Source organism: Bacillus sp. JK62 (assembly GCF_053663455.1).
Window position 1 is genome coordinate 343,900 of record NZ_JBSJQA010000006.1, and the last position, 16,431, is coordinate 360,330.

Genomic DNA, 16,431 nt, shown 5'->3' on the forward strand with positions numbered 1-16,431 from the left:
GTTTTATTGTCTATTTGTCTGTTTTAATCACTATTTGACATTCAATTTTATAATCTGTTTCTCCTGTTTCAATCTTTGTATCATCGCGGTTAACTTTATATTTCCCTCCATACAAACTTGCTGATATCGGGTGCCTTATACCACTCTTTAACTGATCGTAAATGTATTTTTTGCCTTCTTGAAAATTCTTTCGAGGAACATGTCCTACTTTGCAATCATTTACATAGACAGCTATAGCTTCCGGATCGTACTTGTTGTTCTCTTCTAACCGCAATTCACAATTTGAGAAAAGGGAATTATGATAAATAAATATCGGCTCATCAAAAGTTGATTCTAGAATCTCTTTATTTGTCATACCATCATATTTTTCATCGAAGAAAAAGCTGTCTTCATCCTCAGTCTTGATGGCTTTCTTAATATCTTTTTGATAGTGTGATGTTCCTGCAACCTTAAAGTCTATATACTCGAAAAATGCAGACTTTTCTTCATATTTCCTTGAGAAGCCTGTCTCTTGAATCAAGATTGGGAAATTTTCTTTTTTCGATACCATCTCTGTTTCGTTATTAACGCCAACAGTGTTCATATTATTATTTTTATTCTCATTTTGTTCATTTTTAACTTTGTTCTTGAAAAAGTTGAGTATACCCAAATGTACCCCTCCATTTGAAATAAAAGATTGGTTTAATCAAAAAACTCATCATCAATAAAATCATTTTCTCTTGCAAGTTTATTCGAATCCTTTTTAAAAAACCTTTGCTTCAATTTTTCTTTAACTGTTAATTTTTTGTTTTTGTCCTGGCATATATGACATATATAATCTCCGTTGTTTGATAAATGAATAAGTAATTTATCGACACCTGACCTTTTGCAGATACACATCCTGTGCTGACCATCACTAAACGAAATATGACCGCAAGCATTTACGCTTGCATATATTCCTGAATGTTTTTTATGCATGTCCGGTTTTATGTAGTGCGCAGCCAATCTTCTGCATTTTAATGCATATTCATGCTCTTCGCCTTCTAAAGCATTAAATTCCTTATCAGTTAAATCTAAGGAGCACTTTCCTGTTCTAACTTTATAACAGTCATGTTTACTTAGCCTAAAATAAAAAGAATGTTTCGTAGGATTTATTAACTGATCCAACCTGATCCCCTTCTCTTTAAAAGAATGATTTTATGCAACTCCTTAAAGTTTGTATTTCGTTACTTTTATTGTAACTTTAGTATACTATGATTACTTTTAATTATCAGTATACCCATAAAAAAGGTCAAGGAAATACCTTGACTGTGTATCGCTCACCAATCTGCATCCGGCTCATCGTGTTCGAATCCGTAAAAGCCTTTAATCCACACATCTCCGCAGCCTGCTTCTTTTGTGATCAATAAGTAATGATTTCTGTTTGCATCACCTTATCAGCCGATCTCAAGTTCAAATGATTACCCGTGAAATTCTTTTCACTAAAGGTAAAATCATATCCTGCCAGTGTAATTCTCTGCAGTGCAAGTCAAATATCTATAGAAAGATTATGACCACAAAAGCAAAGCATTCTGTGCATTTGGAGACAAACCCCCATTTAAACACCATTCGGATGACAAATCATCCATAGAATCCTCCCTTCATAGCTCCCTCAATTTTTGTAGAGACACTTGCCTGCAAAAATGTAAGGGTTTTCAAAATAAGAGCAGTATGCTAAATTGTAAGATAAGTAAAAATTTTCTGCTAATATTTGAAAGGGGTGTATGATTTGAAAGCTGTAGTAGCAACAAAAGACAAAAGTATAGCGATCGTACAAAAAGAATTACGTCCTTTGCGACATGGTGAAGCCAAAGTTAAGATGGAATACTGCGGTGTATGTCATACTGACTTGCATGTTAAAAATGCTGATTTCGGGGATGTTACTGGCGTCACTTTAGGTCATGAGGGAATAGGCATTGTGACTGAGATTGGTGAAGGCGTAACAAGCCTGAAAAAAGGTGACCGCGTCTCTATTGCCTGGATGTTTGAAAGCTGCGGCCGCTGCGAATATTGCTTAACAGGCCGTGAAACCTTGTGCCGTGATGTAAAAAATGCCGGCTATACAGTTGACGGCGCAATGGCTGAAGAAGCAATCGTAGCGGTCGATTATGCAATAAAGGTGCCGGAAAATTTGGATCCTGCAGCAGCAAGCAGCATTACTTGTGCAGGTGTAACAACTTATAAAGCCGTTAAAGTCAGTGAAATTAAGCCAGGTCAATGGATCGGTGTATTTGGAGTCGGCGGTTTAGGCAACTTGGCTGTTCAATATGCAAAAAATGTCTTTAACGCTAAAGTAATTGCTTTCGACATTAGCGATGAAAAATTGAATTTTGCTAAGAGCTTAGGCGCTGATGCGGTTGTAAACAGTTTAAACGAAGACCCCGTCGCTAAAGCAAAAGAAGTGACTAACGATTTAGGGCTTGATGCAGTGGTCATCACGGCTGTCTCTAAAACCCCTTTCAATCAAGCGATTGATGTTGTAAAAGCAGGAGCTCGCATAGTCGCCGTCGGTTTACCGGTGGACAAAATGGATTTAGATATTCCCCGTCTCGTGTTAGATGGAATTCAGGTAGTAGGTTCATTAGTGGGTACCAGAGAAGACCTGAAGGAAGCTTTTCAATTTGCTGCGGACGGTAAAGTTGTACCTAAAGTGACAAAACGCCCGATTGAAGATGTGAATGATATTTTTGAAGAAATGGAGCAAGGCAAAGTGACCGGCCGCATGGTTATCGATTTTACTTCCTAATCATTAAGGCTGCCGGGAATGATACGGCAGCCTTTGATCTCTATTCTTGCTCTGCGCCCCACCCAGACTGAATGAGACTTTGTCATTTAGTTCAGAAAAGAAGCTCTACAGACCATTCAGCGGTTATTCATTTTGCAAGTACTCTCTGAACTAACCCTGATACCAATATAATGCAAGGTCATTCATTGCCGAAGCGTAGCCCTGCTGTCTTAACATAGTTGTTATGCTGCCCCGATGATAAGTTCCGTGATTGGCAACATGGAATAAAATTTCTGAGTAAGCAGTTTCTCTGTAACCTAACCAAGGATTATTTAAGTTCATTTTTTGTTCTAAATCTGTTTGGCTATTCATCCATTCTTCAAACTGTGAAGCCAGTTCTTCATAAGACGCCGCAAATTCATCTGCAGAATATAAATGAGCTCTTTCCGCATAAGCCACAGAACCTTCCAATGCTTCCTGCATGTCTATTCCTTTAAGCACTTGCAGCCACATAACATCCACCGCGCAGATGTGACTGAACGTTTGAGCAATTGTAGGATATGAACTGTGAACCTCTTCATAAAGCACATTACTTGGTAATTCCTTTATTCTTTCTAATAACGCTTTATTCGCCCACACATGATACTGATACATATTTTTCGCATGGTTCATTTAACATCTCTCCTTTAAAGTTGATACTTGTGATTATAAAAAAAGATATATGACAGCAGATTGTCATACATCTTTATAAATTTTCATTATTTTTTCGGCTTCATCCATTAAAATTGATTGCAGTTCCAGCGGTTTTATAATTTTAGCGCCACTGCCAAATCTCAAAAGAATTGATTTAAGCCATCCGGCATGCTGAGGCCGATACACAGAAATTGTAAACGTCATACTTCCATCTCTGTTCATGACTTTTGAAGCGTTCTGAAATTGATCTAATACTTTAGCTATGGAATTAGGATTAACCCAAATGACTACATCCGCAAACCCTCCTAGGTCGGATTCTGAATAAGATGGTTCATCTTTCACTTTGTGACTGCGCAAAAACTCTTCTTGAGTAAGCGTTATATTCATCATACGTGATACTCTAAATTCTCTATCATCTTGACGTTCTCTGCAGAAGCCATATACATACCAATTACGAAACTTATAATGAAGGTGGATAGGTTCTACTTCACGTGATGTAAATTCATTTTTATTACTGACATAATCAAAGCGTACTGCCTTTTTTTCCTGTATAGCTTTTCGCAGCCGGATTAATGAATTCGGTTCTGTTCTAAGGCTTTCCAAGTTAACATACAAAGTCCCGCTGTTTTCGCTTGTATCCAGAGATTTTAATCTATCTATCGTGTGTTCAACTTCTTTATCTTCAAAAACACTCGACAAACTGCTTAATACTGTAATTAAATTCAATACATCATGAGAACCGATTAAACTTTTATCAAATTTGTATCCTCTCATTATCCCAAAACCGCCGTTAGCCCCTTGGTATGAAACGACTGGTATTCCAGCTGCACAAATCGCTTCGATGTCTCTATAAATTGTCCGCGTTGATACTTGAAATTCATCAGCTAAACTGGAAGCAGATAAAATTTCATTATGTAAGAGCTTGAAAATGATTGATAACAAACGTTCTAATTTCAATTCTCAATTCCTTTCCTTATTAGGGTTGGAAGTGCTCTTTTTACTCTGACACATTTATGCCGTTCACCTCCTGTCACTTCAAGATACCACGCAGAAAGCTTAATTTTTCCACCCAACCGCATAATACGCGAATTACCATATACTTTGTGACCCTGATAAACCCTTCTATCGCTTCATCTGATATTCAATAAAACGCCTGTTCTCTTCACTGAGTAATTTGAGGCTCAATTTAATCTACATAATAGTTCACTGAATCTCTCAACAATTTTAGATAAAAATCTTCTTTTTATAGAGATGTTCGTTCTATCGACATCCTTATGATAAATATGGTAAAATTCTTAAAAACAAGGGAGTGTTGTTACATATGAGTCTTATCATTTTAGCATCCACGCTTTTATGGGGTGCAGTGATCCACGAGCTAAACAAACCTTCAAAAAAGCAAAGTAAACGAAAAATGATCCCTTTGGTATCCCTCAGTTCTTTATCTACTTTAATCATCACAATTTCGCTTTTTTCTAATTTAATTGGTTGATATTTGTTATGAGGAAACCCGCCAGAGGTTCCTCATAACACTAAACCTACTCACTGCACACTTTACAGCAGACCTTATCAGAGTGTTTGCTTAACACTTTGTCCATTCTCCCCACAGGCATCTTCTTCTCACTTGGAAGTGTAAGATAAGCTGTTATCTCATCCCCTGATTTTAATGTTTTTCCGCAGATAGAGCATGTTAACTCAGTATTAAAGAAATTTTTTAATCCCATTCAGAAGCCTCCTTATTTACCTTTATAAAGTAATACGTTAATGCTTTATAAAAGTTTCACGTTAAAGAAATACTACTTGCCTGGGAATATACTTCGTTTCAGTTGATCCGCAGCCGCTTCGGTCAACGTTGCCTAAATGATATACTCACTTAATTAGGAGGCTTCTTCCTTATTCTGAACTGGCAGATACGCTGATGTTCCCGCACAGGGTTAACGATCGCCTGCTTTAACTCCAAGATACTTCCAATAAGGAGACCGCCGTTCAATGCAATCTCTGCGTTTCATATTGATTGTAAAACATTAGAGTGAAGTCATCTTCATGCATTGACCAGTTTACTGCAGTGCATGGATTGTTAATTTGTGACATTTATTTGTCCTCTTTAAATTTTTCTTCTTCTCTCAGCTTGAAAAAGAAGGAATTATTTTATAAATATTGTAAATTTATAACTGTATCACATTCACTATTAAGAGGAGGAATACGAATGAAAAAGAAAATTATTGCCGGCGCTCTTGCTTTTGGGTTAATTCCGCTAATGGGGGCTGCAGATGTTTCTGCAAAATCTTTGCCGAATCAAGATAAAGTCATGAAACCTGCCGGTTGGTCATGTGACGCTCCGTATATTGCGTGTCAGCCTTTTTCTGGCGGTACCGGTAAGATTTCATTCAACTATCAAGGCAGCTCTCCAGGAAAAATCAGAGTTTTTGTAGCGAATGACGGCAGCAAATCTTTCAAATTCACCATTAATTATCCTAATGGGAATACACTCTTATCCTCTACGACACTAAATGCGGGGAAAACGTTCATTCAAGAATTCAGCGTTAACCAAAAAGGAGAATACATCCTGAAATATGATAGCGGCACCGGTGATAGTGTCGATGGTTTCTTTAGATCTGTTGAGATCTAAATTCCGTTAGGAAAGTCGGCAGTTTTGCCGACTTTCTTTTCCAAGCATTCTGCAGGAATAAACGTAAAGTGTCGAATAAACATATGACCTTTTTGAAACGGAAACTTTATCTGCACCACAAACCCGCAAGCAGCCTCCTTGTATCGTACCTTCCGTCCCTTTGTGATTTGTTTTGATTTGTCGTATACTGCGCTTGCCCGGGAAATGATGAATATTTTCGTTAACTATAATTTCCCTGTACCTCTTCGTATGTGGCTCTGCATGATGAAGTAACTTCATGGCTCACCACTTTCATCCACAGTTTTATTGCATGTTGAGCCATATCCCTCCTCTTTAAACAGCAACCCGTCCCATCCATTTCTCTCTTTCCATTATTTCATATTCTTAGAAGCTCTTCATTTTAGGCTTAATATCCATTTTTTCTTATTTAGACTTAAATCTATGTCGAAATTTATCGTCCGGCATATTATGTACTATCCTAACAACAGGAGGTGGCAATAATATGGGGAACTACGGTGGAAATTACGGTGGAAGTTCTTTCGTATTGATCGTTGTGCTTTTCATTTTGTTAATCATTGTAGGTGCTGCATTCCTTTTCTAGCACATTGACGATTTATATTCGTCTCCCAAAACATTGCATCCCTTAGTTCGGACAGACGCCATAAGAAGTTTTATGGCGTTTTTACTTTTAAAAAAAATCATCTAAGATAAACATTTTTTATTTTTACTCTGGTAAGCGGGAGAGTTTCCTCCCCTGCCTGCGCCAATATTGCCGCTATGAAGAATAAGGCGAATCCAATTCGGAATAAAGACTTGTTCATGAACAAAACCCCTAAATAGTTGTTAAAAAACTAAGGCGTTTTTAATTCATCAGGATTACAGAGGTTGTGAACTTAAAAAGGATATTACTCACCTTTATAAAATTGTCATCGTTAGATTTAGTCACTGAATCTTTTTTGTAAGGGTCCGCCCACAAAATGCGGTGTTCACACATTAAATCATTTTCACATAAAAAAACCGGATTCCTCTTCTAAGAGGTTCCGGCTTTTCTTATTGTTCGGTCTTTGTCAGTTAAAATGCGGGAAATAGCTGGTGACGCGATGCACACACCCGCTATTATAATATTTCAATAGAGCCTTCTGTTCCATGAACGCGGATTCGCTGCCCATCTTTTATCAATTGGGTTGCATTTTCAACTCCAACAACTGCAGGTAAGCCGTATTCACGCGCGATAACCGCTCCATGGGTCATCAGTCCGCCAACTTCAGTAACCAGGCCTTTTATGGATACAAACAATGGTGTCCAGCTGGGATCAGTATAGGAGGTAACTAATATATCTCCATCTTCCAAATCGGCATCTTCCATGTTTAAAATAACCCGTGCCCGGCCCTCTATGACTCCCGAGGAAACGGGCAGCCCTGCAATCGCTCCGGCCGGGAGATTTTCTCGTTTGTACTCGCCTGTAACGATTTCACCGTCAGACGTGATAACACGCGGCGGAGATAGTTTTTCATATACTTTGTACTCGCCTTTTCGTGTGCTGATGATTTGGTAATCCAATTTATTTGTGCGTACGACTTCCTGAAGTTCTTCAAAAGTGAGATAGTATATGTCTTCTTTTTCATGAATAACCCCCGCTTTTGCGAGTTGTTCGGCTTCTTTCAGTAAAGCCTGCTTATAAACGAAGTAGCGGCTGATCATGCCATATTTTGGATATTCTCTGAACCCGCTGAAGTTCCGGATGATTTGGATCATTCGTTTAGTTTCTCTGGCTTTTTGTTCACCATCCGGTAATTGCTTCAATCGGTCTAATAACTCTTGTTCTTTCTTCAACGCCTCCTGCCGCCCTTGCTCAAATTTCCGCTGGCTGGCATTTGACTCAAAGTTTTTGAGATTATTAAGAATCATAGGGACAAGTGCAATTGGTTTTTCGCTCCATCGAGTTCTTGTGATATCAATTTCTCCGGCACATCGCATTCCGTACTTGTTGAGATAAGCATAGATAGCGTCATGGGTTTCCCGCCCGCCTTCAAACTTCACCAGCCCATCCAAAAAGTGATCATCTTTTACATTCTCTAAATAGGCAATTACTTCTGGATAAGGACGGATCACATCGGCGACGTCCAATAGCGCAAGCCCCATTTCTGAAGTAATATTATGAGGTACAGATTGAGAAAGCGTATCTGCTGCGTTTTTTTCACCTAACCACTCGTTCATTTTTTCGTTAATCCATGATGAAGCATCCATTGCAGTTCGAATCAATACCGAACTTTTTGGATTAAATAAAATATCCTTTAATTCCTGGATATCTTCCAAAATAAAACGGAATAAATCAGATCCTGATTTCGTCTGGATGTTTTGTTTTAACTCTTCTATCGATGCCTGACTGCTCTTAATCAAATCAGAAACAATTGCCGGATCGTTTTCAGCTTGATCCGGCATATCTGCATTGCCTTTGCCGGGAATCGGCGCCGTTTTATCATGTATCGGCTTAATGAAATCATCTCGCTCTATTATGGTCATAAGTGCGTCTTTTAAGAGCGGATCGTGCTGCCCCATGCCTTTTAAGAAAACTTCTCTGACATTAGGAGATGCCAGTTGATGTGTGACATCAACGAATAGCCTTCCGCCGGCTTTACGCATAGGTGCAGCAGTCGTTAACAGAAAAAAAGACAATCCAAGGGGTTTTATGGGATCCGTCATCATTTGCTGATGACCGACAGAGATATAGACGTGATTTTCTTGATCGTTCGCTTCAGGAACGGGGTATAACGTTGTGATCGGACGACTTTGGACAATATAAAAAGTATCGCGGTCCAAACACCATTCGATATCTTGCGGCTGGCCGAAATGAGCTTCGATCTGTCTCCCGATACGTGCCAGCTGTAAAATTTGTTCATCAGTCAGTGTTTGAATCTTTTGCTGATCAAGATCAATCTCCTGTGTTTCCGTTCCGCCTTCTTTTCGTCCATAGATAGCCTTTTTTTTGGTTTCTATTCTCTTATCGACGATTTTCCCGTCCTGTACTTTATAACAGTCGGCAGATACTAAGCCGGAGACCAGTGCTTCACCAAGTCCAAAACCGGCATCGATGGACAGCAGCTTTCGGTTTCCGGTCATCGGATCAGCGGTAAATAAAATCCCCGAAGCCTGGGGGAACACCATCCTTTGGATGATAACAGATAAATAAACTTGGCTGTGATCAAACCCATTTTGCATACGGTAAATGACCGCGCGATCCGTAAATAGGGACGCCCAACATTTACTGATATACTGCAAGATCGCATCGAGGCCGGTAATATTTAAATAGGTGTCTTGTTGACCGGCAAAAGAGGCATGCGGTAAATCCTCAGCTGTCGCACTGGAACGTACGGCATAGGCATGTTTTTCGCCGAATCGGGAGAGATAGCAAGCAACTGCTTTGACTACATCTGAAGGAATTTCTGCTTCCATAATGGTTTGCCGGATTTTTTTGCTGACTTCACCAATTTGATCCCGATTCTCCGCTTTCAGCATGGTCAGTTGACCCAACAGCGCTTGTAACGTTTCGTTTTGTTCAATGGCTTTTCGATATCCTGCGGTTGTGACACAAAATCCTTCCGGTACTTGTATTCCTTGAATTTTTGATAATTCCCCTAAATGTAACCCTTTTCCTCCAACGAGCAAAGGCTGTGTTTTTTCAATTTCGTGAATGTCGAGAACCAAAGAACTCATTCTATATCTCCCCTTCAAAAAAATTTGACAAGAGCTTTTCAGCATGATATAATCATAATATAAGATGGATAACTATGACTTTTCACACAGAAAGCGCGCGTGTTCTGATTATATCACCGTGTCTGTTTTTGTGCAATATAAAAAGAACCTGGCCAATTTGGCGAGGTTCTTTCTTCATTTTCTAAGGAACTCCTGAAGTTGAGTAATACCTGCGAATCCATTGCAGAAAGGCTATCTCCACGGATTCAAGAAACAGGAAAATCTCAATAATAAAAAACATCCCCCTCACGCAATGTGAGGGGATGTTTTGTGTGTATACTTCTCAATTCATCGTCATATGAGTTTAGACTGATGCAGTCACAACTTACAAGAATGCTTATCAGTTTCCTTCAATAGCTAACACATTTGAAGTTACATTAGCGCTGCCGTTGCTTTGATATCCCTCAACTGACCTCCTGAAAATTAGGTTTGTCGAAAGCTCTTTAAAGCTGTATTGAGATCTTTTGTGTGAACGTAAATGTTCTTATACAACTCGAATAATGTTTTATATTTTTGAACATTTTGTTCTTTTGGATAAAATGCAGCTGCTTCATGAATGAACTGCTCTGCACATTCTTCAAGAGAGTCAAACCACCCGCTTCCGAAGGCGGCTAACATCGCAGCCCCCATGGCAGGACCTTGTTCATTTTCTAACTTAACCACCCTCGTATTGAAAATATCAGCCTGCATTTGAAGCCACGTTTCATTTTTAGCTCCCCCGCCAATAGAGACAACCGTATCAACTGATTTTCCCGCTTCGCGGAATAGCTCAATTGATTCATATAAAGAGAATGTGATGCCTTCCATTATCGCCCTCAAAAAGTGCTCTCTTTTATGGGCTCCGTCCATTCCGATCAAGCTTCCCCGAATAGATGAATCAGCATGCGGCGTTCTTTCACCGACCAAGTAAGGAGTGTACAGCAGTCCATTTGCTCCTATCGGAACAGATTCCACGCCCTGCAATAATTGTTCAAACGATTCGTTCGGCGCAAACGTTCTTTTAAACCAGTCCAAGCTGTACCCTGCAGCGAGTGTGACTCCCATCGTATAAAAAGAATCCTTCTTTCCATGATTAAAAAAGTGCACTTTCCCTTTAAAGTCCCTTTCTTTGTCTTCTTCACAGGAAAGTATGACTCCTGACGTCCCGATACTGCATAATGTTTTTCCCGAAGAAAGAATACCGGCTCCGACAGCACCGCAAGCATTATCTGCTCCCCCAGCGTATACTTTTGTTTTTTCGAGCAGCCCTGTCTTCGCCGCAACGCTCGGAAGCAGCGATCCTACACAGTCATGGGATTCAACCAGCGGAGGACAAATTTCTGCTGAAATACCAAATTGATTGCAAATCTCATCGCTCCACTCTTTGCGGGTCATATGTAAAAGTAACGTTCCTGCCGCATCGGAGTATTCGGTGTGAACGGCGCCGGTCATGCGGAATCTCACATAGTCTTTCGGAAGCAGAAAAACAGCGGTTTTGTTAAAAAGTTCAGGCTCATGTTCCTTCACCCATAACATTTTAGGTAATGTAAACCCTTCAAGGACACGATTTTTTGTGATATCAAGCAGATGATCGCCAAATGTCTCGGTTATCCTGCTGCATTGAGGCGTCGTTCTGGTATCATTCCAAAGAATCGCATGACGCAGCACCTGCCGATCTTGGTCAAGCAGTACTAACCCATGCATTTGTCCTGAATAGCTAATCCCGTCAATATCCCCAGATTGGACGTTGGATATCGAAATCAATTCAGCCAATGCTTCAATTGTTTGCTGCACCCAGTCTTCAGGATTTTGCTCACTATATCCCGCCTTCTCTTGGATGAGCGGATAACTTTTGGACGCTTCTGCACAAACCTTGCCGTTTTGATTGACTAAAATGGTTTTAACGGCACTCGTTCCAAGGTCTATTCCAATGACATACTTCATTTTTTCACTCCTTCCTCTCTAAATAGATCCCCATTGAAATGACCCGCCATAACAGTAACTTCATGACGGGCAATTGGGAACTTGGCTGCCTGCATCTTTTTACAGCGGGATCTGGAACTTCTTTTTTCATTTGTTATACCTGTAAAATGTATTGGTTTAATATCGCTTTTAACCGTTCCTGTCTCCCTGATTCGTTTTTAATTGGCTGATTGTTCAGCGCATATTGCTCAAGCGTCTTGAAATCAGCTCTTCCTTCTGCAATTTCAAGGCCAATCCCTTCAGTAAAGCTGCGGTAACGGTGTTGAATCACATCTTCAAACACACGATCTTCGATTAACTTGTGTGCGGCTTTCAATCCTCTTGCAAATGTATCCATCCCTGCAACATGGGCATATAGTAAATCATCAGGCTCAAAAGAAGATCTCCTGACCTTTGCGTCAAAGTTTAATCCTCCGCTTCCAAGACCGCCATTTTGCAGGATTTCGTACATTGCTAATGTCGCAGAATATAAATCTGTCGGAAATTCATCTGTGTCCCAGCCTAAAAGCGGATCACCCTGATTCGCGTCAACAGAGCCAAGAAGGCCATGCACTCTCGCCATGCGTAATTCATGTTCGAATGTATGCCCGGCTAATGTGGCATGATTGGCTTCGAGATTTAATTTAAAATGATTGTCTAAGCCGCATTGCTTTAAAAAGGCAATGGTTGTTGCTGCGTCCGTATCATATTGATGGGTGGTCGGCTCTTTTGGTTTTGGTTCAATCAAAAACTGCCCTGTATACCCGATTTCCTTCGCATAATCCACTGCCATATGCATAAATCTGGCCATATTATCAAGCTCAAATTTTAAATCGGTATTTAACAAAGTTTCGTACCCTTCACGTCCGCCCCAAAATACATAGTTCTCAGCGCCAAGCTCTTTTGCTGTTTCTAATCCTTTTTTTACTTGGGCTGCGGCATACGCAAATACATCTGCATTACAAGAAGTCGCGGCACCATGGACGAAACGGGGATTCGTGAACATATTTGCAGTATTCCATAATAGCTTAACGCTGCTTGTTCTCATGTACTCTTTTATCATGTCCACGATTATATCCAGATTTTGATTCGTCTCTTTTAACGTACTTCCTTCCGGTGCGATATCCCGGTCATGAAAAGCAAAAAATGGCGCATCCAGTTTTTCAAACATCTCAAACGCTGCATCTACCCTCGCTCTCGCCAGATCCATGCCTTTATAGTGATCCCACGGTCTCTGCATCGTAGCTGCGCCAAACATGTCTGTGCCGTCAGCGGTAAATGTATGCCAATAAGCAATAGAAAACCGCAGATGCTCTTTCATTGTCTTTCCGCCGATTACTTCTTGAGGATTATAATATTTAAATGCCAAAGGATTAGTGGAATCTTTCCCTTCGTAAATCACTTTGTTTACGCTTTCAAAATAGCCGACTGAACCGGAATGAGAGTGAGCCATGTGTGATTTCCCCCTTAAAAATAAATTCTAAACATGATCATTCGAATACAGATGCTTTTATGTCATGTTATATATTAGTTTGTTGCCTAAACAAACTAACTTATTTTCATCTTATATAACCTCATCAGTATTTTCAATATTTTTTTAGTTTTTTACGAACACATTAGATATAATAAAGGTTGGATTCGCTATGTACTGCGTTTCGCACGATAACACAGAACGTTCAACTTAATTTAAAGATTATACAAATGGAGTGGATGAAGTGGATATCGCTGATCAAGCCTTTGTCAAAAAAGTTAACCAAAAGTTATTACTAAACGAAATACTTAAGAATTCTCCTATTTCAAGAGCAAAATTATCTGAAATGACCGGATTAAATAAATCAACTGTTTCGTCACAAGTAAACACATTAATGAAAGAAAACCTCGTATTTGAAATAGGTCAGGGACAATCAAGCGGCGGCAGAAGACCAGTCATGCTTGTTTTTAATAAAAAAGCAGGATACTCCGTAGGAATAGATGTTGGCGTGGATTATATTAATGGCATTTTAACAGATCTTGAAGGGACGATCGTCCTTGACCAACACCACCATTTGGAATGCAATTCTCCAGAAATCACTAAAGATATTTTAATTGAGATGATTCTTCACTTTATTGCAAATATGCCGCAATCTCCGTACGGGCTTATTGGTATAGGCATATGCGTTCCCGGGTTAATTGATAAAAATCAAAAAATTGTTTTCGCTCCGAACTCCAACTGGAGAGATATTGACTTAAAATCTTTCATCCAAAAGAAGTTCAATGTGCCCGTTTTTATTGAAAATGAGGCAAATGCCGGCGCATATGGAGAAAAAGTATTTGGTGCTGCCAAAAATCACGATAACATGATTTATGCAAGTATCGGTACAGGGATAGGAATCGGCGTTATTATAAACAATGATTTATACAGAGGGGTAAGCGGATTCTCTGGAGAAATGGGACATATGACAATAGACTTTAATGGTCCTAAATGCAGCTGCGGAAACCGAGGCTGCTGGGAATTGTATGCTTCCGAAAAGGCTTTATTAACATCTCTTCAGACGAAAGAGAAAAAAGTGTCCACTCAAGATATCATAGACCTCGCCCATCTGAATGATATTGGAACTTTACATGCATTACAGAATTTTGGATTCTATTTAGGGATAGGCCTGACCAATATTTTAAATACATTTAATCCGCAAGCCATCATTTTAAGAAACAGCATAATCGAATCGCATCCTATAGTTTTACATTCAATTAAAAGCGAAGTATCGTCCAGGGTTTATTCCCACCTAGACAATAGCTATGAATTATTACCATCTATCCTAGGAAAAAACGCACCGGCATTGGGAATGTCCTCTATTGTGATTGATCATTTTCTCGACATGGTTCATAACTGAAATGTACAAACTTCTATGTTTTACGCTCATCTTTAAAGATGGGTTTTTTGTTTTGTTATTTTCATCCTGAATGGGAGCATTTCTGACGTGTTTTTCCACACGGGCATTTTCTAATATGAAAAAGGAGTTCCAAAATAGAAAGCTCCTTTTTCATGCGGACATTCATTTTTCTTTATAACGGAAATATCTGAAGTCGGCCGGAATATGATTTCCGCTCGTATCTTGGCATTGCATCCCTACAAAAGCTCCTGTAAAGAATCCCCCGCCGCGGATGTAATCTTCTGATAATTTTTTCGATTCCAATGCAATATCAATTTTGTACCAATCTTCTTTATTAAATGAATAGAAATAATAATATTTTTCGTTTTCAATATTCACTTTTAAATAGACGTACTTGACTTCACGAGGAATCACAATTTTATTTTTTAACGGTTGTGAAAAAGAAAAGTTATCACATATCGTTAATTCAATAATACGGCCAAGTTCTTCATCATGCGTGACTTGAAGAGCCGTCCAGTTCTCTGTATTGTAATAGTTCACCAAACCAGCGGCTTGCTGAAAATTTTCCGGATAAAACGCAACAGCCGTTTCCGCTTCAAAATGGAGACTTTGCCAGCGTCTGGCTACAAATGCCTGAGTAAATGTCGAAGTTAAGGATTCATGGCCGTATAATCGTAAATGATTTGGCGCTTGAGTTAATGAACCTAATTTCTCCGTAAAAGGGATTCTTAACGTTTGAAAATTAATATTTAATGCTGCATCCTCAAATTCATCAACTTCCGGATACGTGTCTTCAAATATGGTTTCAGGTATAGAAGGCGCATCCACCTCCAAGCTCCCTTCTTTTCCGCCTTCTACATAAGGCCAGCCATCTTTCCAATAGAGCTTTTGAATAGCTGTTTCTCTGCCCAAAGGACAATATCCTCTCTGCTGAAAAATTGAATCATCGTCCGGATGAATGGGACGTCCCGTTAAATGAGCTAAATACCACTCATCTGTATGTGTGTAAACAATAGATGCATGCCCGCATTTTTGCAATGGGTTTTCCGGCGCATGCCATGACGTTAAGATTGGGTTATCGGGATGAACTTCATATGGACCCTCGATATTTGCAGAACGGGCAATTGTAGCAGCATGTTCGAACCGCGTTCCTCCTTCTGCGGTTAATAAATAATAATAGTTCCCGATATGATAAAGATGCGGCGCTTCCGTCAGCTTTCTTTCAGTTCCTTTAAATATCACTTTCGGTTTACCGATCAGTTTTTGCTCCTTATCAGAATATTCCTGCATGACAATGCCTCCAAAGGAGTGCCGATCAATACGCTGATCCCATAACATATTTAATAAATATTTTTTCCCATCCGTATCGTGGAACAAAGAAGCATCAAACCCCGAGCTGTTTAATGTGATCGGCTCCCCCCAATCACCATCAATCGTGTCACAAGTCACTAAATAATTGTGGCAATCTTTCCAGGCGCCATCTACGACCTTAACATCCGTATAGATCAGCCAAAACTTTCCGTCACTGTAACTTAAACATGGTGCCCAGACCCCGCCTGAATTAGGATTTCCTTTCATGTCTAATTGCGAAACTCTCTGTAATGGATGTGCAACTAAGTGCCAATTGACTAAATCTTTTGAGTGGTGTATCTGGACTCCCGGAAACCACTCAAATGTAGATACAGCGATATAATAATCCTCTCCCACCCTGCAAATACTCGGATCGGGGTTGAATCCTTTAAGTACTGGATTGATAATCTTCATTTTGAACTCCTCCTCAGCTATTTTCTGTTGACTCATCATGT

Annotated in this window: 13 protein-coding genes and 1 pseudogene; 4 read left to right on the top strand and 10 right to left on the bottom strand. The window is 39.6% G+C overall.

The window, feature by feature from the left end; genetic code table 11:
- Positions 1-10: 10 nt before the first annotated feature.
- Both ACWJJ4_RS15285 and ACWJJ4_RS15290 read right to left on the bottom strand, forming a co-directional pair.
- Positions 11-649 (bottom strand): HIRAN domain-containing protein, encoded by a 639-nt coding sequence (locus ACWJJ4_RS15285; protein ID WP_015388191.1) that lies wholly within the window; start codon positions 647-649, stop codon positions 11-13.
- A gap of 32 nt (positions 650-681) precedes the next feature.
- Positions 682-1,146: a hypothetical protein gene (locus ACWJJ4_RS15290; protein ID WP_015388192.1), complete on the bottom strand. Its 465-nt coding sequence runs from the start codon at positions 1,144-1,146 to the stop codon at positions 682-684.
- Positions 1,147-1,747: 601 nt separating this feature from the next.
- Here ACWJJ4_RS15290 and adhP point away from each other — a divergent pair.
- Entirely contained in the window at positions 1,748-2,764 is a 1,017-nt protein-coding gene (adhP, locus tag ACWJJ4_RS15295) for an alcohol dehydrogenase AdhP (RefSeq protein WP_454021783.1), read from the top strand.
- A gap of 150 nt (positions 2,765-2,914) precedes the next feature.
- On the opposite strand, the gene ACWJJ4_RS15300 is transcribed toward adhP, so the two are convergent.
- The 4 genes and pseudogenes from ACWJJ4_RS15300 to ACWJJ4_RS15315 all read right to left on the bottom strand — a co-directional run.
- Positions 2,915-3,415, bottom strand: a complete 501-nt coding sequence (locus ACWJJ4_RS15300; protein ID WP_014305055.1) for a DinB family protein — start codon at positions 3,413-3,415, stop codon at positions 2,915-2,917.
- A 63-nt stretch (positions 3,416-3,478) separates the two neighbouring features.
- Positions 3,479-4,393 carry a helix-turn-helix transcriptional regulator gene (locus tag ACWJJ4_RS15305; protein WP_454021784.1) on the bottom strand — a complete coding sequence of 305 codons (915 nt, stop codon included), beginning with the start codon at positions 4,391-4,393 and terminating at the stop codon, positions 3,479-3,481.
- 578 nt (positions 4,394-4,971) lie between these two features.
- On the bottom strand, positions 4,972-5,157 hold the full coding sequence (locus tag ACWJJ4_RS15310) for a hypothetical protein (RefSeq protein WP_058906042.1): 186 nt from the start codon (positions 5,155-5,157) through the stop codon (positions 4,972-4,974).
- A 216-nt stretch (positions 5,158-5,373) separates the two neighbouring features.
- Positions 5,374-5,524 (bottom strand): annotated as a pseudogene (locus tag ACWJJ4_RS15315) (class 1b ribonucleoside-diphosphate reductase subunit beta); the annotation flags it as partial.
- A 115-nt stretch (positions 5,525-5,639) separates the two neighbouring features.
- Here ACWJJ4_RS15315 and ACWJJ4_RS15320 point away from each other — a divergent pair.
- Both ACWJJ4_RS15320 and ACWJJ4_RS15325 read left to right on the top strand, forming a co-directional pair.
- A complete protein-coding gene (locus ACWJJ4_RS15320; protein WP_003154036.1) occupies positions 5,640-6,062 on the top strand; it encodes a hypothetical protein in 423 nt (140 codons plus the stop codon).
- Between the two features lie 502 nt (positions 6,063-6,564).
- Positions 6,565-6,663 (top strand): YjcZ family sporulation protein, encoded by a 99-nt coding sequence (locus ACWJJ4_RS15325; RefSeq protein WP_003154037.1) that lies wholly within the window; start codon positions 6,565-6,567, stop codon positions 6,661-6,663.
- A 515-nt stretch (positions 6,664-7,178) separates the two neighbouring features.
- Here the strand turns inward: ACWJJ4_RS15325 and ppsA are convergent.
- From ppsA to xylA, 3 genes are all read right to left on the bottom strand, one after another.
- Positions 7,179-9,776, bottom strand: a complete 2,598-nt coding sequence (gene ppsA, locus ACWJJ4_RS15330) for a phosphoenolpyruvate synthase (RefSeq protein ID WP_454021785.1) — start codon at positions 9,774-9,776, stop codon at positions 7,179-7,181.
- 462 nt (positions 9,777-10,238) lie between these two features.
- Entirely contained in the window at positions 10,239-11,738 is a 1,500-nt protein-coding gene (gene xylB / locus ACWJJ4_RS15335; RefSeq protein ID WP_326361196.1) for a xylulokinase, read from the bottom strand.
- A 133-nt stretch (positions 11,739-11,871) separates the two neighbouring features.
- Positions 11,872-13,209 (bottom strand): xylose isomerase, encoded by a 1,338-nt coding sequence (gene xylA / locus ACWJJ4_RS15340; protein WP_454021786.1) that lies wholly within the window; start codon positions 13,207-13,209, stop codon positions 11,872-11,874.
- Between the two features lie 262 nt (positions 13,210-13,471).
- Between xylA and xylR the strand changes: the two genes are divergently transcribed.
- On the top strand, positions 13,472-14,626 hold the full coding sequence (gene xylR, locus ACWJJ4_RS15345; protein ID WP_454021787.1) for a transcriptional repressor XylR: 1,155 nt from the start codon (positions 13,472-13,474) through the stop codon (positions 14,624-14,626).
- 162 nt (positions 14,627-14,788) lie between these two features.
- Here xylR and xynB read toward each other — a convergent pair whose 3' ends face one another.
- A complete protein-coding gene (gene xynB, locus ACWJJ4_RS15350; RefSeq protein ID WP_454021788.1) occupies positions 14,789-16,390 on the bottom strand; it encodes a xylan 1,4-beta-xylosidase in 1,602 nt (533 codons plus the stop codon).
- Between the last annotated feature and the right edge of the window lie 41 nt (positions 16,391-16,431).